Origin of the sequence: Acinetobacter sp. YH12040, from assembly GCF_013420005.1 — a bacterium.
GTDB classification, from domain to species: domain Bacteria; phylum Pseudomonadota; class Gammaproteobacteria; order Pseudomonadales; family Moraxellaceae; genus Acinetobacter; species Acinetobacter amyesii.
This window is the reverse complement of the sequence record NZ_VOZB01000005.1, coordinates 266806-288135: the sequence shown is the minus strand read 5'-3', so window position 1 is coordinate 288135 and position 21330 is coordinate 266806. Positions and strand designations below refer to the sequence as shown.

17 protein-coding genes and 1 rRNA gene are annotated in these 21330 nt (G+C 42.6%); 11 read left to right on the top strand and 7 right to left on the bottom strand.

Annotated features, from left to right (window positions below; translation table 11 throughout):
- The 5 genes from rrf to FTT99_RS08090 form a co-directional block, all read left to right on the top strand.
- Nucleotides 1-104, top strand: a 5S ribosomal RNA gene (gene rrf, locus FTT99_RS08110); the annotation flags it as partial.
- Between the two features lie 156 nt (nt 105-260).
- Nucleotides 261-1460, top strand: a complete 1200-nt coding sequence (locus FTT99_RS08105; protein ID WP_180132188.1) for an MFS transporter — start codon at nt 261-263, stop codon at nt 1458-1460.
- Nucleotides 1461-1775: 315 nt separating this feature from the next.
- Nucleotides 1776-2606 carry a M48 family metallopeptidase gene (locus tag FTT99_RS08100; protein WP_180129647.1) on the top strand — a complete coding sequence of 277 codons (831 nt, stop codon included), beginning with the start codon at nt 1776-1778 and terminating at the stop codon, nt 2604-2606.
- A 227-nt stretch (nt 2607-2833) separates the two neighbouring features.
- Nucleotides 2834-5245, top strand: coding sequence for a YgiQ family radical SAM protein (locus FTT99_RS08095; RefSeq protein ID WP_180093187.1), 2412 nt, complete (start codon nt 2834-2836; stop codon nt 5243-5245).
- A gap of 434 nt (nt 5246-5679) precedes the next feature.
- Nucleotides 5680-6222, top strand: a complete 543-nt coding sequence (locus tag FTT99_RS08090; protein ID WP_180161382.1) for a DUF2726 domain-containing protein — start codon at nt 5680-5682, stop codon at nt 6220-6222.
- A gap of 80 nt (nt 6223-6302) precedes the next feature.
- Here the strand turns inward: FTT99_RS08090 and FTT99_RS08085 are convergent, their stop codons facing one another.
- The 6 genes from FTT99_RS08085 to mdtD form a co-directional block, all read right to left on the bottom strand.
- Nucleotides 6303-6659 (bottom strand): RidA family protein, encoded by a 357-nt coding sequence (locus FTT99_RS08085; RefSeq protein WP_180088829.1) that lies wholly within the window; start codon nt 6657-6659, stop codon nt 6303-6305.
- A 29-nt stretch (nt 6660-6688) separates the two neighbouring features.
- Entirely contained in the window at nt 6689-8005 is a 1317-nt protein-coding gene (shiA, locus tag FTT99_RS08080) for a shikimate transporter (protein ID WP_180161386.1), read from the bottom strand.
- Between the two features lie 235 nt (nt 8006-8240).
- Entirely contained in the window at nt 8241-9296 is a 1056-nt protein-coding gene (gene dinB, locus FTT99_RS08075) for a DNA polymerase IV (protein WP_180129645.1), read from the bottom strand.
- Between the two features lie 63 nt (nt 9297-9359).
- Nucleotides 9360-10373, bottom strand: a complete 1014-nt coding sequence (locus FTT99_RS08070) for an MBL fold metallo-hydrolase (protein WP_180161380.1) — start codon at nt 10371-10373, stop codon at nt 9360-9362.
- 59 nt (nt 10374-10432) lie between these two features.
- The gene (locus tag FTT99_RS08065; protein WP_180129643.1) at nt 10433-11218 is read right to left on the bottom strand and encodes a GH25 family lysozyme; all 786 of its coding nucleotides are present in this window, start codon (nt 11216-11218) and stop codon (nt 10433-10435) included.
- Between the two features lie 77 nt (nt 11219-11295).
- Nucleotides 11296-12687: a multidrug transporter subunit MdtD gene (gene mdtD, locus FTT99_RS08060; protein ID WP_180129642.1), complete on the bottom strand. Its 1392-nt coding sequence runs from the start codon at nt 12685-12687 to the stop codon at nt 11296-11298.
- Nucleotides 12688-12861: 174 nt separating this feature from the next.
- Here mdtD and FTT99_RS08055 point away from each other — a divergent pair, with 174 nt between their 5' ends.
- Both FTT99_RS08055 and FTT99_RS08050 read left to right on the top strand, forming a co-directional pair.
- On the top strand, nt 12862-14766 hold the full coding sequence (locus FTT99_RS08055; RefSeq protein ID WP_180129641.1) for a choice-of-anchor I family protein: 1905 nt from the start codon (nt 12862-12864) through the stop codon (nt 14764-14766).
- Nucleotides 14767-14922: 156 nt separating this feature from the next.
- On the top strand, nt 14923-15888 hold the full coding sequence (locus FTT99_RS08050; RefSeq protein WP_078189479.1) for a hypothetical protein: 966 nt from the start codon (nt 14923-14925) through the stop codon (nt 15886-15888).
- Nucleotides 15889-15973: 85 nt separating this feature from the next.
- On the opposite strand, the gene FTT99_RS08045 is transcribed toward FTT99_RS08050, so the two are convergent.
- On the bottom strand, nt 15974-16594 hold the full coding sequence (locus tag FTT99_RS08045; RefSeq protein WP_218954504.1) for a TIGR00730 family Rossman fold protein: 621 nt from the start codon (nt 16592-16594) through the stop codon (nt 15974-15976).
- 320 nt (nt 16595-16914) lie between these two features.
- On the opposite strand from FTT99_RS08045, the gene FTT99_RS08040 reads away from it, so the two are divergent.
- The 4 genes from FTT99_RS08040 to FTT99_RS08025 all read left to right on the top strand — a co-directional run bounded on the left by FTT99_RS08040 (nt 16915) and on the right by FTT99_RS08025 (nt 21255).
- Nucleotides 16915-18486 (top strand): TerC family protein, encoded by a 1572-nt coding sequence (locus FTT99_RS08040; RefSeq protein ID WP_180005207.1) that lies wholly within the window; start codon nt 16915-16917, stop codon nt 18484-18486.
- A 133-nt stretch (nt 18487-18619) separates the two neighbouring features.
- The gene (locus tag FTT99_RS08035) at nt 18620-19087 is read left to right on the top strand and encodes a YchJ family protein (RefSeq protein ID WP_180129638.1); all 468 of its coding nucleotides are present in this window, start codon (nt 18620-18622) and stop codon (nt 19085-19087) included.
- A 59-nt stretch (nt 19088-19146) separates the two neighbouring features.
- Nucleotides 19147-19791, top strand: coding sequence for a trimeric intracellular cation channel family protein (locus tag FTT99_RS08030; RefSeq protein ID WP_078189475.1), 645 nt, complete (start codon nt 19147-19149; stop codon nt 19789-19791).
- Between the two features lie 144 nt (nt 19792-19935).
- Nucleotides 19936-21255 carry an MFS transporter gene (locus FTT99_RS08025; protein ID WP_180129636.1) on the top strand — a complete coding sequence of 440 codons (1320 nt, stop codon included), beginning with the start codon at nt 19936-19938 and terminating at the stop codon, nt 21253-21255.
- Nucleotides 21256-21330 lie beyond the last annotated feature (75 nt).

Sequence of the window (21330 nt, the reverse complement as noted above, 5' to 3'; positions counted from 1 at the left end):
TAGCAAGAGTGAACCACCTGATCCCTTCCCGAACTCAGAAGTGAAACCTCTTAGCGCTGATGGTAGTGTGGGGTTACCCATGTGAGAGTAAGTCATCGCCAGCTCATTATTCGAAAACACCCCCTGACTAGTGCAGGGGGTGTTTTTTTATGTGCGGAGAAAAGGGGCGAAGAAAACAAAGAATTCTTCATTCATTTTTATGTGATTTTTAAATTAAAGGCTGAAAGGCGTATACTATCCGTGTCATTGATGGAAAGCTCATGTCTGATTTAGCTTCAAACGCTCATTATATTGAATACGGCACACGACCATTTCTTGCCATTTTATTTTCTTTATTTTTAGCAGGCTTCGCAATTTTTTCATCGTTGTATTGTGTACAACCGATGATGCCCATTTTTGCGGATTTCTTTCATGTCAGTCCGACACATAGCAGTTTCCCTTTATCTTTTTCTACTATTGCTTTAGCAATAGGACTACTTTTCACTGGTTTAATTTCAGATCGATTCGGCCGCAAGCCTGTGATGGTCACCGCTTTATTTTTGGCGGCGTCACTTTCAATTATCAGTTCCATATTTCCGCTTTGGGAAATATTTTTATTGAATCGCGTGCTGATCGGATTAAGTGTGAGTGGCGTTGCTGCAGTTGCAATGACTTATATAGGTGAAGAAATTGCGCAAAAAGATATAGGCTTTGCAATGGGCCTGTATATTTCAGGTACCGCTATTGGCGGAATGGGTGGTCGTCTCATTGCAGGGGTATTGATTGACTATATTAGTTGGCAAAATGCCATGATGATTATCGGTATCATTAATCTCTGTATAGCCACAGCGTTCTTTTTATTACTTCCGGCATCTCAACATTTTCAAGCTTATCCCATTCGTTTCAACCGATTTTATGAATCTTTCGTTAAAAATTTAGCAGATCCAAAGCTGAGAATTTTATTCCTTCAAGGCTTTATCCTCATGGGATGTTTTGTCTCTATATTTAACTATATGAGCTACCACCTATTAGAAGAACCTTATCAACTTTCTCAAACATGGATTGGACTAATCTCCATAGCATATTTGGCAGGAATATATAGTTCACCTCGGGCTGCAAGTTGGGGGAAACGCTTTGGCCGGGCAAAAGTTTTACCTTCGATGCTGATCATGATGCTGTTGGGGTTGTTGATCATGCTCATTCCGGCATTTTGGTCAGTCATTTTGGGGCTGATTATATTCACTTTTGCTTTTTTTGCAGCGCATTCCACGGCAAGTAGTTGGGTTTCGGTTCAATCCATGCAGTACCGTGCCGTAGGTTCATCTCTGTATTTATTTTGCTACTACTTAGGTTCTAGTATTTTGGGTAGTAGTAGTGGTTTGGTTTGGGAAATGTCTGGTTGGATAGGGTTGACGAGCTTTATTGCTGTTATCTTGATGATCGGTTTCTTATTAGCAATAAAATTGAATAAATTAAAATAGAAATATGTGAATAAGCTATTATTTAATATTCGTTTTACATCTATTTTTTAATATAAATAACACTATAAAAATGGCTGAATTTACTATTTTTATGATTATATAACTTTGGTTTAATATTTCTTTTAAAAGGTGCCTTATAATAATGAAACGCATCACAATATAATAAATAAAATATTTTTGGTTATCATTTTTAAAATTTATTATATTTTTAAGTAATTGATATTTAATGTTTATGTGTGTTTTCTGAATATTTTTGCATTTATTTTTAGTTGGAATTATAAATAGATCATCATTAGTTTTAAACTGAAGGCGATTATGAAAAATATAACTATTTTAATGATGGCTTTGGTTTTTATCTTAATCTCAGCTTGTACAAGTACCACGAATTTAGGGACAGCAGGCGCAGAGCGAAAACAGTTTTTTATCGTTCCTCAAAAGTTATTAACTAAACAGGCAGATAGAACCTATCAACAATTTATTCATCAAGTGAAAGACAAACAACTTTTGATCATTGATCCGAAATTGGATCAGGTTTTAAATAAACTCAAGCAAAATGCGGAGTTTTACCGTCATGGTTCGAGTCAATGGGATTGGCAAGTCAGTGGGAATCTCAATAAAGATTTAAATGCACATGGTTTTCCAAGTGGGAAAATTGTCATTAACACGGGTTTGTATTGGAGTTTAAAGCTGACTGAAGATGAATTGGCATTTGTGATGGCGCATGAAATGGCACATGCATTGCGTGATCATCATCGTGAGAAGATTTCCTTGCTGTTTGCTAGTCAGGTGGCGATGATTTCTTCAACTGCGGGTATCGGCGCGCTTGCTACTGCGGCCAGTAGTGTGACTGGGCAAGCTGTTTTTCTACCTAAAGTTTCAAAATTTGAACTAGAAGCTGATGTCCTTGCACTTGATCTGATGTCGAAAACAGGCTTTGATCCAAATGCAGCATTAAGTTTTTGGCATAAATATCAGCAGGAAACGACACGCCGTCAAATGCTTGATGTAAAACCATTAATGACTCAAGACAGTATAGATAAGCGTAAGATTTATATTGAAAAATATTTACCTGAAATGCATATTCAATTTCAACAGGCGCAGGCTTTAATGTTGAATAAAAATGCGATAACTCATGGCACATTCTAGATTGATTTAAATTGTACAAAGATCCAAATGATTTTTAAATCTAGTTTTAAAGTCGATGCTTTAGCACTATTACATCTGATGTCTATATAAAACAATTCAATGATTCTGCAGCTATTGTATAAATTATAATCAAGCATGATGAATGGAATTCATGGTAAAATGATCGGCTTTCATCTTCTTTGATCTTTTTTCAGATCATTCCATCTGCCAGCCGAGAATTGCTAGCCATGTCTACTGCTTATACTATGCAGACTGCGCCAAAAGCGTTGTTTGATTACGACAAATATTGGGCGTCTTGTTTTGACCCTGCGCCATTTTTGCCGATGTCACGCGAAGAAATGGATCAACTCGGTTGGGACAGCTGTGACTTTATTTTGGTTTGCGGTGATGCGTATATCGATCATCCATCATTCTGTTCAGGCATTATCGGCCGTACCCTTGAAGCGCAAGGCTTCCGTGTCGGGATTATTGCTCAGCCAGACTGGACCAATGTAGAAGCGTTCCGTGTATTGGGTAAACCGAATATTGCTTGGGGCGTGACTGCCGGCAACATGGATTCGATGATCAACCGTTATACAGCTGACCGTAAAATCCGTTCGGATGATGCCTATTCTCCGGATAATCAACCGAATAAACGTCCAGACCGTGCAGCAACGGTATATTGCCAGCGTGTGCGTGAAGCTTATCCAGATGTGCCTGTATTATTGGGCGGTATTGAAGCCTCGCTGCGCCGTATTGCACATTATGATTATTGGTCAGACAAAGTCCGCCGTTCAGTATTGATGGACTCGAAAGCCGATCTATTGATGTATGGTAATGGTGAACGTTCAATCACGGAAATCATGCATCGTTTGGCTCGCGGTGAAAAAATCCAAGAGATTACGGATGTCCGCGGTACTGCATTTATTGTGAATAAAAATAACCGGGCTTCAAAAGCGAAGTTTGTTGAAATCGCATCAAATGATGTCGATGCGATTGGCCGTGTCGATCCGATCATTAACCCGTACGTGATGACTGAAGACCTTGAAGGCTGTGAAATCGAGAAAGGCAAAGACAGCGTTACGCAATATCAGGGCTTCCAAAAAGAGGCGGTAGCAAATCCGATTGTTCGTGAAGGCGATAATTTAGACGCCGACACGCAAATCGTGCAGCTGCAACCTGCATCAAAAGCCATTAAGCATAAATTGCCGCCGCGTGAATTGGCGGTGATTCGTTTGCCTGCCTATGAAGATGTGGCGAATGATCCTGTGCTGTATGCACATGCCAACCGTATTTTGCATCTGGAAACCAATCCGGGCAATGCGCGCGCGATGGTACAAAAGCATGGTGAACGTGATGTCTGGTTAAATCCACCACCGATTCCATTGACGACGGAAGAGATGGACTACGTGTTTGATTTACCCTATGCACGTCTGCCACATCCTGCGTATGGTGAAGCGCGTTTTCCTGCCTTTGACATGATTAAGTTCTCTGTGAACATTATGCGCGGCTGTTTTGGCGGCTGTACCTTCTGCTCAATTACAGAGCATGAAGGGCGTATCATCCAAAACCGTTCTGAAGAATCGATTTTGCGTGAAGTTGAAAAAATTCGTGATACCGCACCGGGCTTTACTGGGATCATTTCTGACTTAGGCGGCCCAACGGCCAATATGTACCGTTTGGCATGTAAAGATCCTGAGATTGAAAAGAACTGCCGTAAGCCGTCGTGTGTATTCCCAGGTGTATGTCAAAACTTGCACACCGATCATGCGCCTTTAACCCAGTTATATCGTAAAGCACGTTCATTGCCGGGGATTAAAAAGATTCTGATCGGTTCTGGTTTACGCTATGACCTTGCGGTGTTAAACCCAGAATATGTCAAAGAATTGGTGACACATCACGTTGGCGGTTACCTGAAGATTGCGCCAGAACATACCGAAAAAGGCCCATTATCGAAGATGATGAAGCCGGGGATCGGGACCTATGACCGTTTCAAACAAATGTTTGATCGTTTCAGTAAGGAAGCAGGGAAAGAGCAGTATCTCATTCCTTACTTTATTGCAGCGCATCCGGGTACGACTGACTATGACATGATGAACTTGGCAATTTGGCTGAAGAAGAATGGTTTCCGTGCCGATCAGGTGCAAACCTTCTATCCATCACCAATGGCGACTGCAACCACCATGTATTACACCGGTAAAAACCCGCTGGCTAAAGTGGCGCGTTATACCGAAAATGTCGATATCGTGAAAGGTGAAAAACGCCGCCGTTTACATAAAGCCTTCTTGCGCTACCATGATCCAAACAACTGGCCGTTGCTACGTGAAGCGCTTAAAGAAATGGGGCGTCAGGATCTGATAGGGAACTCAAAACAGCATTTGATTCCGACGTATCAGCCTGCGGGTAGTGCTGAGGGCCAATACCAATCTGCACGTAAAAAGAACTCAAGCATTGCGGGTGATTCACAAAAACGTACAGGCGAACAAGGTAATCGGACGAAGGCTGCTCAATCGCGTCCTTCAAATACCAAGAAGCGTCCTGAGCGCGGTCAAATCTTGACGCAGCATACTGGTCTGCCGCCGCGTGAAACGGGTGATGCGAAAAAACCTTTTGGCGGTCCGAAACCCAAAGGAAAATCGAAGCCTAAATCACGCGCTTAAAATGATTAAATAAAAAAAGACACTTCGGTGTCTTTTTTTATGGGTGTTATGCTCGGCAGCATAAGACAGTTTGCATTTTTATATGCTGTTACAAGCTCAATGCCATATGTGTGTCGGTTATCTCAATGAAATACGAGCAAAATTTGACAGCTTATCGGAATTGTCTGACAGTGAGAGGAAATGCACTTGCTGTCGTTTTAGCGAATGATCTAAAGTATTTGTATATAGCAATGGATGCTATTACTCTGAACGAAGTGGCATGTGATGTTTAACGCTTTAAGTTTGCAACTTTTTGTCAGTTTAAATACGTATTGTGTGAAAGTTAGAGTTATTTTTTTTAATAGGAAATTAAAAAAATAATACTGGTTGTATACTTCGTCTTCATAAGAAGTATGTCAAAAACCAAAAATATAAGAAATATAAAGGATTATGAGATGACTATATACATAGTAATAGGGAGTATTTTACTCTTCTGTGTGCTCATAATGGCTTGGAAAAGTTTAGAAGGTGATTCTAAGCAACAAGATAGCGCATTGAAACAACGTGCTATTTTCAACATTAATGAGCAATTAACCTACACGCGTTTAAAAGAAATTTTGCCTAAGCATATGATCCTCGCGCACGTGTCTTTTGATGCACTGTTGACCACGAAATATTATCGTACGCGGAACAAGTATCGAAATATGGTGGCGGACTTTGTCGTCCTAGATGAACAGCATCAGATTTTGGCGATCGTCGCTTTAGATGATCCAATGGTGCTAAAACGGATGCAGCAGTCGCAATATCAAGATGCTTTGCTCGCTTTGGCAGGCTATCGGGTCATTCGTTATGATGATGTGCCTGAGTACGTTCAATTACGCGAAGATTTCTTGAATGAGCAGCGTGTACAAGCGCCATTTGTTCCGGTTAATGATCTGAAAAAATATCATTTATATTCAGATTTGGAACGTAAAAAGATCAAAATTATTGGATCTTAGGGATTCAAAGAGCAAAGTCTTTTGCAAAAAAAAAGCATGTCTTTAGACATGCTTTTTTTATTGTTATTCAGGCTTAATGATTATTCAGGCTTAACGGCTACGACAGTTAATTCTACCCGTACACGTGGGTCGTATAATTTTGCTTCAACACAAGTTCTGGGTAATGCTTCAATGTCTGACACCCACGCATCCCATACTTCATTAAATGCGGCATAATCCTGTTCAATATCTTTAAGATAAATGGTCACTGACATAATCTGGCTTTTATCTGTGCCGGCATCTGCAAGGAATTGATCAATGATCTCAAATGTTTGCTGTGTTTGTCCTTTGATGTCTAAATCAAGATCTGTTGCCAATTGACCTGCCAAATGGATCAATTGACCAGAAATAGCGATTTCGGAAAAGCGTTTTGAAACATGCAGGCGTTGGATGGTCATGCGGAATATCCTGAAAGCAAAAAGGTCTCTTAATCTTGAGTTTTAGGCATTGTAGCTGCAACTAAGGCCGTCAATAAACAGCCGACAGCAAGGTAGATTGCCACATAATGCCATGAACCATCACCCCAAATCACCAAAGCTGCTGCAATCATTGGGGTAAAGCCACCACCGATAATACTGGCCACTTGATAGCCGACACCTGCGCCACTGTAGCGATAGGCGGTACCAAACAAGGATGTAAAAATCGGCTGGTGTACACTCACCACCATATCATGGGCAATATTGGCAAGGAAAATTGCACCGACAATAATTAGCCAAGTATTTTGTGCATCAAGGGCCATGAAGAAGGGAAAAGCTGAAAGCGCACCAATCAATCCACCCAGCACGCACATTTTACGATGATCAAATCGATCTGCTAGCCACGCAAAGAGCGGAATGCTGAAGCAGCTAATTGCACCAACCATTAAGGTGATATTGAGGAAGAACTGTTTGTCCATGCCCAATTGAGCGGTGGAATAATTCAGTGCAAAGTTCGTCACCAAATACATGGTGAGTAACTCGGTCAGGCGCAGCGAAATAATGTAGAAAAAGGCTTTGGGGTGTTGGCTAATCGCTTGCAGAATCGGTAATTTTTGTGGCGTTTGCTTAGCTTTGACCACATTGTCGACGAATTCTTGAGATTCGTCTTGATCACGTCGGATCCACATTGCGATAGCCAGCAAGACAATACTGGCAATAAAGGGAATTCGCCACGCCCAATCAGCAAAAGCATCTTCACCCAAAGTGGCAATAATCAAAGACACAGCGCCTGTTGCCAGAACGAGTCCGACGCCATAGCCAATTTGTACACCACTACTGTAAAAGGCTTTTTTGCCTTTCGGGGCATTTTCCACGGCCATCAGGGCAGCGCCGCCCCATTCTCCACCGACCGCAAAACCTTGTATTGCCCGAAGTGTCACGAGCAGGATCGGGGCCCACCAACCGATGGCCGCAAAATTGGGTAATAAACCAATGCCGACCGTCGAAATCCCCATCAGGATGACGGTGAGCACCAACATTTTCTTACGACCCAGCTTGTCACCAAAATGTCCAAACACAATGCCGCCTAAGGGGCGGAACAAGAAGCCAACGCCAAAGGTCGCCAAGGCTGCCAAGGTTCCCATATTGTTGCCAATACTGGGGAAAAACCGATCTTTGAAAATGAGTGCGGCAACAATGCCATAAAGTAAAAAATCGTACCAATCGACTACGGCACCAATGAAGCTACTTAATGCGGCTTTACGCGCACGTTGTTCTTGATTTTGTGAAATATTTTGAAGATTTGGAGCAGTTTTTGCAGAAGGCATACAGCGGGGTATTCCATGATTGACAACAGAGTTGCCCTGTAATATTCGGATTTGATCGTCACGCCAATCACAGGACATCATGCTGAAAGTAAAGGTGATTTTCAGCATCTCAGCGCATACACGGATAATGTAGTGCGCTGATAGAGTACTCTAATTTTAGGCTTTGTGAATAGCAAATTGCTTTAATTTTGTTCTTCTGCCTAAATCTTAAGCAAATACGATCTTCTTGAAGTTTTTAGAGCAGCGAAAGTTGTGTTTCTTGGTTTTGCGCACTTAATTGATAGACACCTACGCCAATCAGACGAAATTGATCGTCCTCAGAAATATGCATTTCATGCAGTAATTGCTGCAATACCTGCGCAAGGTCTTCACGATGATTCAGTGACGTTTTAAAACTTTTACTGTGCTGTAGCACTTGGAAATTCTTCAGTTTTAATTTGGCCGATACACCGCGCGCGCTTAACTGCTTTTTTTCTAAACTAGACCAAACTTGGTCAATCAGTTTGGGCCAATAGGGCTGACATTGGTTCAGGGTGAGATCATCATCAAAAGTGGTTTCTTTGGAAATCTGCTGACGCTCGCGGCTAGATTGGACCGGTCGTTCATCAATCCCTTGTGCATACAGATAGAGTTGCCGTCCATATTTACCGAAATGATGAATCAGAACGGCTTCTTCAATTTGTTGTAAATCCCCCAATGTATTGAGTTGCATAGCTTTTAATTTTTCTTGAGTCACTTTTCCCACACCGGGTATTTTTTTCAGTGCCAAGTCATGGATGAAATGCAGAACTTGTGAAGGTTTGATAATACAAATGCCATTGGGTTTGTTCCAATCAGAAGCGACTTTAGCCAAAAATTTATTGGGCGCGACACCTGCGGAGGCAGTTAAACCAGTGCTTTGTAAAATCTCTGCCTGAATTCGCATAGCGACTTCGGTGGCGCTCGGAATGTGTTGTAAATTTTCTGTGACGTCCAAATAAGCTTCGTCTAAAGATAGAGGTTCAATCAGAGACGTATAGCGTTGAAAAATGGCATGAATTTGCGCCGAAACAGCACGATATTTTTCAAAATTAGGTTCGATCACCACGACCTGTGGGCAGAGTTTACGGGCCTGTGCCATCGACATTGCTGAGCGTAAACCAAACTCACGTGCAGGATAGGATGCGGCACAGATGACTGCACGAGAGTGATGTGAAGACACAACAACAGGAAGCTGCTTGAGTTCTGGACGTTCCCGCAGCTCTACTGATGCAAAGAATGCATCCATGTCGATATGTATGATTTTCCTCATGCCTAATTAGATCAGTGCCTGAAAATTGAATGTCAGTATCGCACAGTCAATCCAACGCTTTCCTCAATTTTTTAACTCGAACGACACAGGTTGACTGATTAAAACCACCTTGGTGTTTTGAGCTGCTGCCGACTGTATCAATAGATTTAAGCTTTGAGGGGTGTCATCGGCAAAACGTGGCAAAAACTCGAGCTCTGGATTCAGTGGTTTGAAAAAATTATCCCAATGAATTGGAATCACGGTGTTGGGTTGAAGGGTCGCTAAGGTTTCTTTGAAATATTGCTGTTGAAACGCCGTCGTTTGCTTGGAAAGCTGAGCGATGCCTAAAAATAAAGTATCTACTTCTAGTTTTTGCAACTGTTTGGGCACAGCACCTGTACTGGCTTTGACTAAACTGTAATGTGGCCCATGTTGGATGAGATAGTCATATGATCCACCTTCTTTAAACTGGCTAAAATCTGCAGGGAGTTGCAGTGGCTGCGAAATTTCTTCCCCCAAATCATCATTCACGGCCGTTGGCGGAGTATGTTGCGAGGGGATGGCAGTAATGGTGAATTTACCGATTTGCATCGGCTGCCATGCTTGAACTTTGTGTAATTGTGATTCAGCGATTGGCATTGCCCGTGCAATATTTAAGGTGCTTTTAGAGCCGACAATCATGGCCTTGGGGAGCTGGTGGGCCAACATTGGAATATCGAGCGCATGATCATAATGTGAATGAGTCACGAAAATAGCACGAGTGCGTTTTAAGTCGTATTGGTCGATATAGCTGTGTAATAAAGGCTGATCACTTTGGATTTGAGTGAATATGGTCTGACTGAGCGATGGCCGACTAAAGAAGCCATCGATGAGGATTTGCGCTTGGCCATCGTCAAACAGTAAGGTCGAAACACCAAAGAACTTCACGTGATAGGGTGCCGCTGAGTGAGCATCTGTAGTGCTTTGTGTGGGAAGTTGATAATGCCACGTTTTAAACGCTGCCAAGGTCCCTGAAGGTTGGATCAAATATGCCAATATCCCGATGGCGAGGATTATAAAGACTGAAAATATAATAAGAAAAATTTTTAAAATACGCATCCTGCGACTCAGTTTTTATGGATTATTTTGTTCGATGTTGTCCTGAGTTGGTGAATAAATCAACGGGGTTTGATCGGGGAAACGCCGTTTTTGTCTAAAAACTCGGTCCATGCATTGGCATCACCTGAAAATACATTTAAATCGACGGTGGTCGAGATGCCTTGAATATTTCCTTGATTAGTATGTTGCCAAATCAGCCATTTCGGATTGTTTTTTAGATCGGGTGGGCCTTTATATTCGCGGACCCACAGCGGCGTCTGTTTAAACTCGCCTGCTAAGACAATATTATAAAAAGACTTCGAGGTATAAAAAATCGGTTGTTTGCCGTAATGGCGGTGCAAGCGATCATGCATATAGCTGATTTCTTTGAGTAACTGCTCTTTGCTGTAGGTGTTAATGCAGTTGGTGTCATATTCCAAATCAATCACGGGAGGAAGGGCATCGGCTTTTTTCGGCACGGAAGCAATAAAATTTTCCGCCTGAATCTTGCCATCACGGCACAGACGGTAAAAATGATAGGCCCCAACTAAAAAGCCGTTTTCCCGTGCTTGCAGCCAGTTATCTTGAAATTTTCGATCTTTAAAATCACCACCTTCCGTGGCTTTGAGATAAACGAATTGGTATTTTTTAGGTGAAATTTTTGACCATTGAATATCTTTTTGATGATGAGAAACATCAAAACCTTTGACGGGATATTCTTCTGCAGACGCAGGGCGATGCGGCATCACGGCTAAATAACCTAATCCAGCCACCACCATGACGCCGCTGATAGCGCTGAGTGCAATAATCGGGCTGTATTTTTTGAGTGAACTTTTAGAGGTACGTGATTTGGCTTTTTTAGGCATGAAAATGTATCCTAGTATCCCTTTTATCATAACCTTTTAAGGGTTGATCTGTCATAGATTTGCCTGATGACACAGGTTTAGACATCCACATGTTTAGGAATCTGCCAAAAAATCGCTGCGGTAATCAGGTTAATGCAGCCGAGTAAAATCAAGGTGCTATGGAATGCCGTTTCGATTTGTGTAGGACCATAATAGGCCGTAAACACGTTGACTAAAGTCCCTGCCAAAGCCACACCAATACTCATGGATACCATCATAATCATCGACAAGAAACTGTTACCACTGCTGGCATCTTGTTGAGGTAAATCTTTGAGGGTTAAGGTATTCATCGAAACGAATTGCAGCGAATTTAAAATACCAAAAATAAAAAAGTGTAAGGCACGTAACCAAGTGGGGGTTTCAGCCGTAGAGAGTGCAAAACTGCAAATACAGGCACCGACCAAGAAAGTATTTACCAATAACACTTTACGATAGCCAAAGCGTTGAATAATTTGACGAATAATCGGTTTAGATGCCAATGAACCGAGTACCGTCGGTATCATCAATAAACCTGTGATAAAAGGCTCAAAGCCAAAAGCCACTTGTAGCATTAAGGGAATCAAAAAAGGCATGGCATTGCCGCCAAGGCGGGCAAAGAAGTTGCCGATAATACCGATGGCATAGATCCGATTTTGAAATAATTTACTGCGAAACAGGGCATTGGCGTGGGTATGTGCATGAAAGGCATAGATCAAACTGGCGATGATCCCCGCAGCGACCAAAAGCAGGCTCCACCATAGCGGAAGATGCGGGCTAGCAAAGTTTTCAATGCCTAACGATAACCCCACCATGGCGACGACCAATAAGAAAAAACCCATAAAGTCGAAGCGTTGTACGCTCGGTTCGGTCACATTGGGCATGGCTTTAAAGGTAATGAGTACCCCTAGCAGTCCCATTGGAATGTTAATTAAAAAGATCCAATGCCATGTTGCGACTTCCACCATCCAACCGCCAAGGGTAGGACCAATTAAGGGCCCCATTAAACCAGCAAGGCTCATCAGACTCATGGCCGATAAAAACTGTGTCCGAGGAATTACTTTGAGCATTGCCAAACGCCCAACAGGTAGCAGTAATGCGCCACCTATGCCCTGAATTACCCGATAAACCAGCAGCTCATTCAGGCTATTGGCCATACCGCAGCCTAGTGATGCTAATGTAAAAATAATAATGGCTGTGAAATAGGTATTTCGTACACCAAAACGATCGGCTAACCAACCACTTAAGGGAATACAAGCCGCAACGGACAAGACGTAGGCCACGACCACACTATGCATTTGTAGCGGGTCTTCGCCTAGACTTCTCGCCATAGCAGGGATTGCTGTATTGACGATGGTCGTATCTAGCCCTTGCATAAAAAAGCCAATAGAGACCAATAGCACAAGAAGTCTAAATTCGGGTTGTAAAGCCTGATGCGTTGGCGTGCTATTCATAAGTCAATAAAGCTGAGATTTTTAAACAGTTTAAATGAATATTGGCATTCGGATGTAGTAAAAGCTTTGCATAATTGAGCCAAAAAATTGCAAGAAAAATGCAATGAAAGTTTCATCTCTATGCAACCTAATGTTTATAAATTGGTCATATTTTAATAAAAGACGAATGAAAACATGAAACTACAAATTTCGGCACTGATGTGTGCCATGTTGTCTGTGGGGCTAGTGGCGTGTAATGACAGCAATGATAATGCTCAAGTACAAACACCTCCTCCGGTGATCGAAGAAGTTACGCCAAACACTATCGCGTTGGAACAGATTGGGCGTTATGAATCGGGTATTTTTGGCGCGAGTGCAGCAGAAATTCCTGCTTATGATGCTCAAAGTCAGCGCGTATTTGTGGTCAATGCCAAAGCTGGTGTGGTTGATGTACTGGATTTAAAACAACCAGCACAGCCTACATATTTACAATCTTTAGATGCTAAAAAATATTTGGCCGATTCTGAAGTGAATAGCGTTGCTGTACACAATGGCATCGTGGCACTCGCGGTGCAAGCGGCCGATAAAACGCAGCCGGGCATCGTGGCCTTTTTTAAAGCACAAGATTTAAGTTTTATCAGTCAGGTCGAAGTTGGGGCTTTGCCAGACATGCTGACCTTTAGCCCAGATGGCAAAAAAGTATTGGTCGCTAATGAAGGCGAACCAAATGAAGGTTATGCAGTCGACCCTGAAGGTTCAGTCAGTATTATTGATCTAACTCAGATTGAAAAGCCAACGGCGAAATTGGTGGATTTCCGTGCGTGGAATGCTCGTAAACAAGAGCTAATTGATGCTGGCGTTCGCATTTTTGGACCCGACACCGCACAATATGCCGATGTGAAGACGCAAGGTGTACAAACCACGAGTGTGGCTCAAGACCTAGAACCTGAGTACATTGCGGTGAGCCAAGATGGTCAAACGGCATGGGTGAGCTTACAAGAGAACAATGCGATTGCCGTGCTCGATCTAGTGAAAGCGGAATTTATTGATATCTTTCCGATGGGCTATAAAGATCACAGCTTGCCTGAAAATGCACTCGATGGCAGTGATCGTGATTGTGTGGTTGGTGCGACGGACAGCGTAGGCCGTCAGGTCGAGAGCTGTGCCAAAGATGCAGGGATGATCAATATTCAGGCATGGCCTGAGCTGTATGCTATGTATATGCCTGATGCCATTGCACATTATCAAGCGGATGGAAAAAGTTATTTGGTCACTGCCAATGAAGGCGATGCCCGAGAGTGGTTAAAAGACGAAACGCAGTATTTTACGGGCGATGATTTAAGCCAAGGCTATACCGAAGAAATTCGAGTTAAGCATCTGTTTAAAAAAGCCGGTTTTGATGCAAAAGGGGATTATGCAGCCCATTTACGTCATTTGGTGCCTGGTGTCGTTGGTGCAAAACTCGATCCGAGCGTCTTTAAAGCTTGTACCACCACAGCGCCGACAGAAATTTGTGCGGATAACTTGATCAAAGATGCACAGATTGGCCGTTTAACCATCAGTTGGACGCAAGGTTTTAAACGTGATACTGCCGGAAAACCTGTATTGGAAGACGGTAAGTTGGTTTATGACAAATTGTATACCTATGGTGGGCGCTCGTTCAGTATTGTCGATCCCATCAGTCGAAAAATTGTTTGGGATTCGGGCAGTGAGTTTGAACGCAAGATTGCTGAATTGTTCCCAGCCCAATTTAATAGCAATCATGAAGCCTTTAAATTTGATGATCGTAGTGACAATAAAGGCCCTGAACCTGAAGGCATCACACTGGGTAAAATTGGTCAAAAAACCTATGCCTTTATCGGGCTAGAGCGGGCTAGCGGGATCATGGTGTATGACATCACACAGCCGCAACAGGTGAAATTTGTTCAGTATTTTAATACACGAGATATAGCGCAAACCGATATAACTAAGCAGGGCGATTTAGGGCCCGAAGGTCTGATTTTTATTGCGGCCAAAGATTCGCCCAATGCTCAACCTTTATTGGTGGTTGGAAATGAAGTGAGCGGTAGCACTGCGGTTTATCAGATTAAATTGAAATAATTAAATTTTAAATTGTTGTTTTATCTAAAATTTTTATTTTAATGTCGAGAAAAGCACGGCACAAAATTGTATGAACGCCAGATAAACTGTCATAATGCGCTCAAGTCCTTCATTTATTGGAGGGCTTTTTCTTTATGGCAAAGGTGTTTTGTTTTCATGACAATCGAAATTCTGATGGTCATAGGCTTCTGTCTCGCGGCCTATTCTATTGTCGGTAATGATGTGCCACAGACATTGGGAACCTTTATTTCATCCAATGCGCATCGCCCTTGGTGGCTGTTGTGGATCTATGTCAGTAGTATTCTAGCCATTGTATTGGTTTATGGTTGGTACAGTTCTGGCGTGGGGGATGCATCTTATGGTCGTTTAGAAACGATTCCATTTCCCGCAGAAGGGGTCACGTGGCTCTATATTGTGCCACCGATCTTACTGATCATTTTGACTCGCTACGGAATTCCGGTCAGCACCACATTCTTAGTGTTAACGATTTTCTCTCCGAGTAGTCTTGGGTCGATGTTAACTAAGTCGATGATGGGTTATGCGGTAGCTTTTGTTGTTGCGATTATTGTTTATCGATTTGTGATTAAAGGCATCTCGGTTTATTTCAGTAAAACACGTGATGAAACACCCTCGAATATTTGGGTGGGACTACAGTGGGTTTCGACGGCATTTTTATGGAGTCAGTGGCTGATTCAGGATTTGGCCAATATTTTTGTCTACGTCCCTCGTCAGGTGCCGCTGGAGTTCCTGATTTTTGCAATTGTGGTGTTTATCGTACTGCTTGGGATCATTTTGTACCAACGTGGCGGGGCGATTCAGGGCATTATCGACACCAAAACGGGTGTGGCTGATATCCGCTCGGCAACCATTATCGACTTTATGTATGCCTTGATTTTATTGGTGTTCAAAGAGTGGAGTAATATTCCAATGAGTACCACTTGGGTATTCTTGGGCTTACTTGCAGGACGTGAATTTGCTATGTCCATGCATTTACATGAAGTGAATAAATATCGAACTTCACGAAATGTCAGCAAAGATGCGATGAAATTGATGCTTGGTTTATTGATGAGTATTTTCTTAGCGACAACCTTGCCATGGTTCTATCGTGTGGTGTCCGGTTAAGTCGACACGATCTCGATTTGAAGTAGGATATTGAGTAATAAAAAAGGGGAATACTTTATTCCCCTTTTTGACATCTAAAATACAGTTAGACCACGAAATTTTTCGGGCAATCTAAATTTTTCAGTGCGCTAAAGATCTGCTTCGAAGAATTACATACGATCAGTTTGGCACGATGCTGCGGCGGCAAGAAACCTTCAGCGACCGCATGGTCTAATTGTGCAATTAGTGCATCATAGAAGCCATTGACGTTATAAAGCATCATCGGTTTTTGGTGTTGATTCAACTGTCCCCAAGTGGCGATTTCTAAAATTTCTTCGAATGTACCGAGACCACCGGGCAGAGCAACAAAGGCACTTGCACGTTCTGCCATCATGGCTTTACGCTCATGCATACTGCGCACGACGTGTAGTTCAGTCAAATGATTATGTGCAATTTCATAATCCAACATAAACTCAGGAATCACACCCACGACTTCGCCGCCATGTTCGACCACAGCGTCAGCAACTTGACCCATCAGGCCAATACTGGCGCCACCATAGACCAGACCAAAACCATGTTCAGCCAAGCCTTGCGCTAATGCGATGGCTTTTTCTTGATAAATTGGATTGTTACCAGAGCGGGAGCCGCAATACAGTGCGATTAAAGGTTGTGTTGTAGCAGGAGAAGGATTACCACGTTTTTCTGTCATTTTTAATCCGCTATTCATTACGTTTTAATTTTACCTTAGCATGTTATTTTTTATGACACTACATTGGCAGCTAAATATGACAATTTAATGTCATCATTGGGTTTAAATTCTTCCATACTGAGATTGTACTTTGGTAAAAAAGGGTGAATTTTTACCTTAACTTGCTATACTTAAAACTTCATTTTAAGCTAAAGAACCGTCATGGGTAGTGGTTGTTGTCACTCAGCACACATCAAAATATTAGAAAGAACGCCATTAAAAGCGTTTGCGCATGTCCAATGCATATCATCTTCAATTCAGTATGATCCACGTGTGAATAACATTCAGGAGATACAATTATGATCTTTGAATGGATGTCCGACCCATCTGCATGGGTGGGTTTATTGACACTGGTGGTGCTTGAGATTGTTTTAGGTATCGATAACCTGGTTTTTATTGCGATTCTTGCGGAAAAATTACCGCCAGAACAGCGTAATACTGCACGGATTGTCGGCTTATTGCTTGCACTGTGTATGCGATTGGTCTTACTGGCCTCGATTGCATGGGTGGTGACTCTAACCAACCCACTGTTCCATATTTTCGACCATCCATTTTCCGGTCGAGATCTAATTTTACTGTTTGGTGGGGTGTTCTTACTGTTTAAAGGCACCATGGAACTGCGTGAACGTCTTGAAAACAAGCCCATGCTAAAGGAAGAAAATCCTGTGCATGCGACGTTTTGGATGGTGATTGTGCAGATTGTGGTGCTCGATGCCGTGTTCTCGCTCGATAGCGTGATTACCGCTGTCGGGATGGTGAAACACCTTTCTGTCATGATGATTGCGGTCATTATTGCTGTCGGCATTATGCTGTGGGCATCTAAACCACTGATGAACTTCGTGAACCGTCACCCAACGGTGGTGATTCTGTGCCTGTGCTTCTTGATGATGATCGGTTTCTCGCTCTTAGTCGAAGGCTTTGGTTTCCATATTCCAAAAGGTTACTTATACGCGGCCATTGGTTTCTCTGTCATGATTGAGTTCTTGAACCAAACCATGCGTCATAATCAGGAAAAAATGGTGACAACCACAGACTTACGTTATCGCACAGCCTCAGCAGTGATGCGTATGCTCGGTGGGAAAAATGTTGCAGACAATCAAAATGAAAATGAAGATGTGCTTGCAACACGTGCTTTTGCTGATGAAGTCTTTGATGAAGACAACGGGGTTTACCACAGTGTCATGGTACAAGGGGTACTGGGTTTATCTGAGCGTCCAGTAAAGTCCGTGATGACACCTCGTCCTGAACTGGAATGGATTGATTTAGATGAAGAACCTGAGGCGATTCGTGCTCAATTACTCAGTACCACGCATTCACGTTTAATTGTGGCACATGGTGAGCTTGACAATATTGCGGGTGCGGTACTGACTCATAAAGTCATGAATGACTATATTGAAACAGGCGTACTCGATTTCGAAAAACATCTCCGTGAGCCTGTGGTGGTGCATGAAAATGCTCAAGTTTTGATGGTGATGGAACAGCTACGTCAAGCACCGTTGCAAATGGCTTTGGTGTTGAACGAATACGGTTCAATTGAAGGGATTGCAACACCGATTGATGTCTTAGAAGCGATTGCTGGTGAGTTCCCTGATGAAGATGAACCAGAGACGGCAGCAGAAAGTCTCGATGATGGTTCATTGTTACTTGATGGCTCAACCGATATTCGTCATGTGTCTTTATTGTTAGGTCGTGACTTGGTGGATGATGCTGAACAGTATTCGACATTGTCCGGATATATCTTATTTCATTTGGGCCGTTTACCAGCCAATGGTGAAAAATTCAAAGCGGATGAACACATCTTTGAAGTGGTCACAATGGATGGCCATAAGATCGAAAAAGTGCATGTCATTCCCATGCCAACTGAAGATTAAGCTGAGGCCAAGAGAACATTCAGCTTAATCTATATAGATCAATATTGATTAACATACTGCTGATGAAAATTGTGTGGAAAGATCCGTTAAAATAGCCTGCATTGTCAGGCTATTTTTTTTTATGGAAACAAACATGTCACAAGTCCAATGTCCATGTGGCAAAGGTGAGTATGGTAGCTGTTGTCAGCCCTTACATACGGGGCGTGAAAATGCACAGAGCGCAGAGCAGTTGATGCGATCACGTTATAGTGCATTTGCACAACATGAGATTGATTATATTGTACAAACAACTGCAATTGGACAGCAGCAAGCCTTGGATGTGAGTGCCATTGCAGCGTGGAGTCAGGCCAATCAATGGTTAAAGCTTGAGGTGGTACAAGCCCAAGAAAAGCTCGATAAAAACCATGCTCAAGTTGAATTTAAAGCCCATTATCACGATGGGCAGCAAGAGCAGGTACATCATGAAATTTCACATTTTGTGAAGTTCGAGCAGCGCTGGTATTTCCTTGATCCGACCACAGAGATGCAAATCACCATGAAGCAACCCTGTATTTGTGGTTCTGGACGAAAATTTAAACAATGTTGTGCGCAATTTTTATAACATTTGAGCAGATTTAGCTTAGAATAGCGCGCATCTCAACCCTCAGTGGAAGAAGGGCGATGTTACTTACCGTTATTTATATTATCGCAATCACGGCAGAAGCAATGACAGGTGCATTGTCTGCGGGTCGGCGGAGTATGGACTGGTTTGGGGTAACATTGATTGCCTGTGTCACGGCACTGGGGGGCGGTTCGGTTCGTGATGTGCTACTTGGGCACTATCCACTGACATGGGTTAAGCATCCAGAATATCTCATGCTGACCTGCTTTGCTGCATTTGTCACCATCCTGATTGCAAAGTGGATGCGTCATCTTCGTAATATCTTCTTGGTTCTCGATGCCCTTGGTCTCATAGGTTTTACCATTATTGGCTGTCAAATTGCTTTAGAAATGGGCCATGGTTTTGTCGTCTCTGCAGTAGCAGGGGTGTTAACTGGGGTCTCTGGCGGTATTTTACGAGACATCCTGTGTAACGATGTCCCGCTGGTGTTCCGTCGTGAACTTTATGCCAGTATTTCTTTTGTGTCCGTGATTTGTTATTGGCTCTGCATTGAGATTGGCTTATCGCTAGAATTGACCGTCATTGCGACGCTCATTTTCGGTTTCACCTTACGTCTGATCGCCATTTACTTTGGCTTAGAAATGCCTAAATTTATTTATAAAGATGATGATGATCAGTCAGTATCTTCAAAAGATTTGTCGTAGCTGCATTGCTATAACATCACATTAAAATGCTAAAAAGACGGATCAATGGTCGGTCTTTTGCATGGATCTATACTAAAAAACGCAAAATCATACATCCTGTTGGGAAAGCAGTGTTCATCCTTCCACCAGTTCAGAGATCTTGTTATGGACTTAGTCTCACGTATACAACGCTTACCCATCGGTAAGTTTCACTACACTTTACTTTGGGTTATTGGCCTTGGCTGGATGTTTGATGCCATGGATACGGGGCTCATTTCCTTTATCTTAGCGAAAATGGCTGAAGATTGGGCCATGACGCCAAATGATAAAAGTTGGGTGGTCTCGATTGGTTTTGTTGGGATGGCGATTGGCGCGGTGTTTTCTGGAGGACTGGCAGATCGCTTCGGTCGAAAAACAATCTTTGCATGGACATTGGTGATTTATAGCTTAGCCACTGCTGCATGTGCGTTTGCACCTAATCTAACTTGGTTATTGGTATTTCGTTTTATTGTCGGCTTAGGTTTAGGTGGACAACTCCCAGTCGCGGTGACTTTGGTCAGTGAATATATTCCAGCACATGTACGTGGACGTTTTATTGTCTTACTAGAAAGTTTTTGGGGACTGGGCTGGTTGGTTGCTGCATTGGTATCACGCTTTATTATTCCGGATTTTGGTTGGCATGCGGCTTTCCTGATTGGCGGTATTCCTGCGTTATATGCGATCGTGATTTGGAAAATGGTGCCCGAATCGGTGCCTTATTTAATCAACCGTGGACGTTTTGATGAAGCACACGCATTGGTGAAAAAGATTGAAGCCAAATGTGGTGTAGAAGTTGTTGAAATCTTTGAAGTCAAACCAGTTGCAGAAAAGCACAATATCAGTTTTTCACAGCTTTGGTCAGGCATTTTTGCACGTCGTACTTTAATGCTGTGGCTCATTTGGTTCGGTATCGTCTTTTCTTATTACGGTATTTTTACGTGGTTGCCAAGTTTATTGGTCAAAGAAGGCTACACAATTGTTCAATCCTTTGAATATGTTTTGGTCATGATTTTGGCACAATTACCGGGTTATATTGCAGCTGCATGGTTGGTCGAAAAATTAGGTCGTAAAACTACGTTGGCGGGCTTCATTGGGATGTGTGCAATTTCGGCATATTTCTTCGGTCAGTCTGGCAGTGTGACAGAGATTGTGATTTGGGGCTGTTTAATGTCCTTCTTTAATCTCGGTGCTTGGGGCGTACTTTACACCTATACACCAGAACAATACCCGGCCAATATTCGTGCCTTTGGTTCGGGCTGGGCGGGTGCCATTGGTCGGATCGGGGGCATTGCCGCGCCTTTTGCTGTGACACATATGATGGATATGGATCATGGTTTTAGCTATGTCTTTATGATGTTTACAGCAGTCTTAATTGCAGTTGCAGTGGTGATTTTGGTTTTAGGTGAAGAAACCAAAGGCAAAACTTTAGAATCCATTGGTCTATAAAGACTGTTGAATTTTTAGTTGATCATGGTGAATAAAATGGATATTTTTACGCCATAAGACACAATTTGTCGCAGA

What these genes read in the sequence shown, in the direction of transcription:
- FTT99_RS08105 (WP_180132188.1), top strand. Translation starts at nt 261, where the DNA reads ATGTCTGATTTAGCTTCAAACGCTCATTATATTGAATACGGCACACGA.
- FTT99_RS08100 (WP_180129647.1), top strand. Translation starts at nt 1,776, where the DNA reads ATGAAAAATATAACTATTTTAATGATGGCTTTGGTTTTTATCTTAATC.
- FTT99_RS08095 (WP_180093187.1), top strand. Translation starts at nt 2,834, where the DNA reads ATGTCTACTGCTTATACTATGCAGACTGCGCCAAAAGCGTTGTTTGAT.
- FTT99_RS08090 (WP_180161382.1), top strand. Translation starts at nt 5,680, where the DNA reads ATGACTATATACATAGTAATAGGGAGTATTTTACTCTTCTGTGTGCTC.
- FTT99_RS08085 (WP_180088829.1), bottom strand. Translation starts at nt 6,659, where the DNA reads ATGACCATCCAACGCCTGCATGTTTCAAAACGCTTTTCCGAAATCGCT.
- shiA (WP_180161386.1), bottom strand. Translation starts at nt 8,005, where the DNA reads ATGCCTTCTGCAAAAACTGCTCCAAATCTTCAAAATATTTCACAAAAT.
- dinB (WP_180129645.1), bottom strand. Translation starts at nt 9,296, where the DNA reads ATGAGGAAAATCATACATATCGACATGGATGCATTCTTTGCATCAGTA.
- FTT99_RS08070 (WP_180161380.1), bottom strand. Translation starts at nt 10,373, where the DNA reads ATGCGTATTTTAAAAATTTTTCTTATTATATTTTCAGTCTTTATAATC.
- FTT99_RS08065 (WP_180129643.1), bottom strand. Translation starts at nt 11,218, where the DNA reads ATGCCTAAAAAAGCCAAATCACGTACCTCTAAAAGTTCACTCAAAAAA.
- mdtD (WP_180129642.1), bottom strand. Translation starts at nt 12,687, where the DNA reads ATGAATAGCACGCCAACGCATCAGGCTTTACAACCCGAATTTAGACTT.
- FTT99_RS08055 (WP_180129641.1), top strand. Translation starts at nt 12,862, where the DNA reads ATGAAACTACAAATTTCGGCACTGATGTGTGCCATGTTGTCTGTGGGG.
- FTT99_RS08050 (WP_078189479.1), top strand. Translation starts at nt 14,923, where the DNA reads ATGACAATCGAAATTCTGATGGTCATAGGCTTCTGTCTCGCGGCCTAT.
- FTT99_RS08045 (WP_218954504.1), bottom strand. Translation starts at nt 16,594, where the DNA reads ATGAATAGCGGATTAAAAATGACAGAAAAACGTGGTAATCCTTCTCCT.
- FTT99_RS08040 (WP_180005207.1), top strand. Translation starts at nt 16,915, where the DNA reads ATGATCTTTGAATGGATGTCCGACCCATCTGCATGGGTGGGTTTATTG.
- FTT99_RS08035 (WP_180129638.1), top strand. Translation starts at nt 18,620, where the DNA reads ATGTCACAAGTCCAATGTCCATGTGGCAAAGGTGAGTATGGTAGCTGT.
- FTT99_RS08030 (WP_078189475.1), top strand. Translation starts at nt 19,147, where the DNA reads ATGTTACTTACCGTTATTTATATTATCGCAATCACGGCAGAAGCAATG.
- FTT99_RS08025 (WP_180129636.1), top strand. Translation starts at nt 19,936, where the DNA reads ATGGACTTAGTCTCACGTATACAACGCTTACCCATCGGTAAGTTTCAC.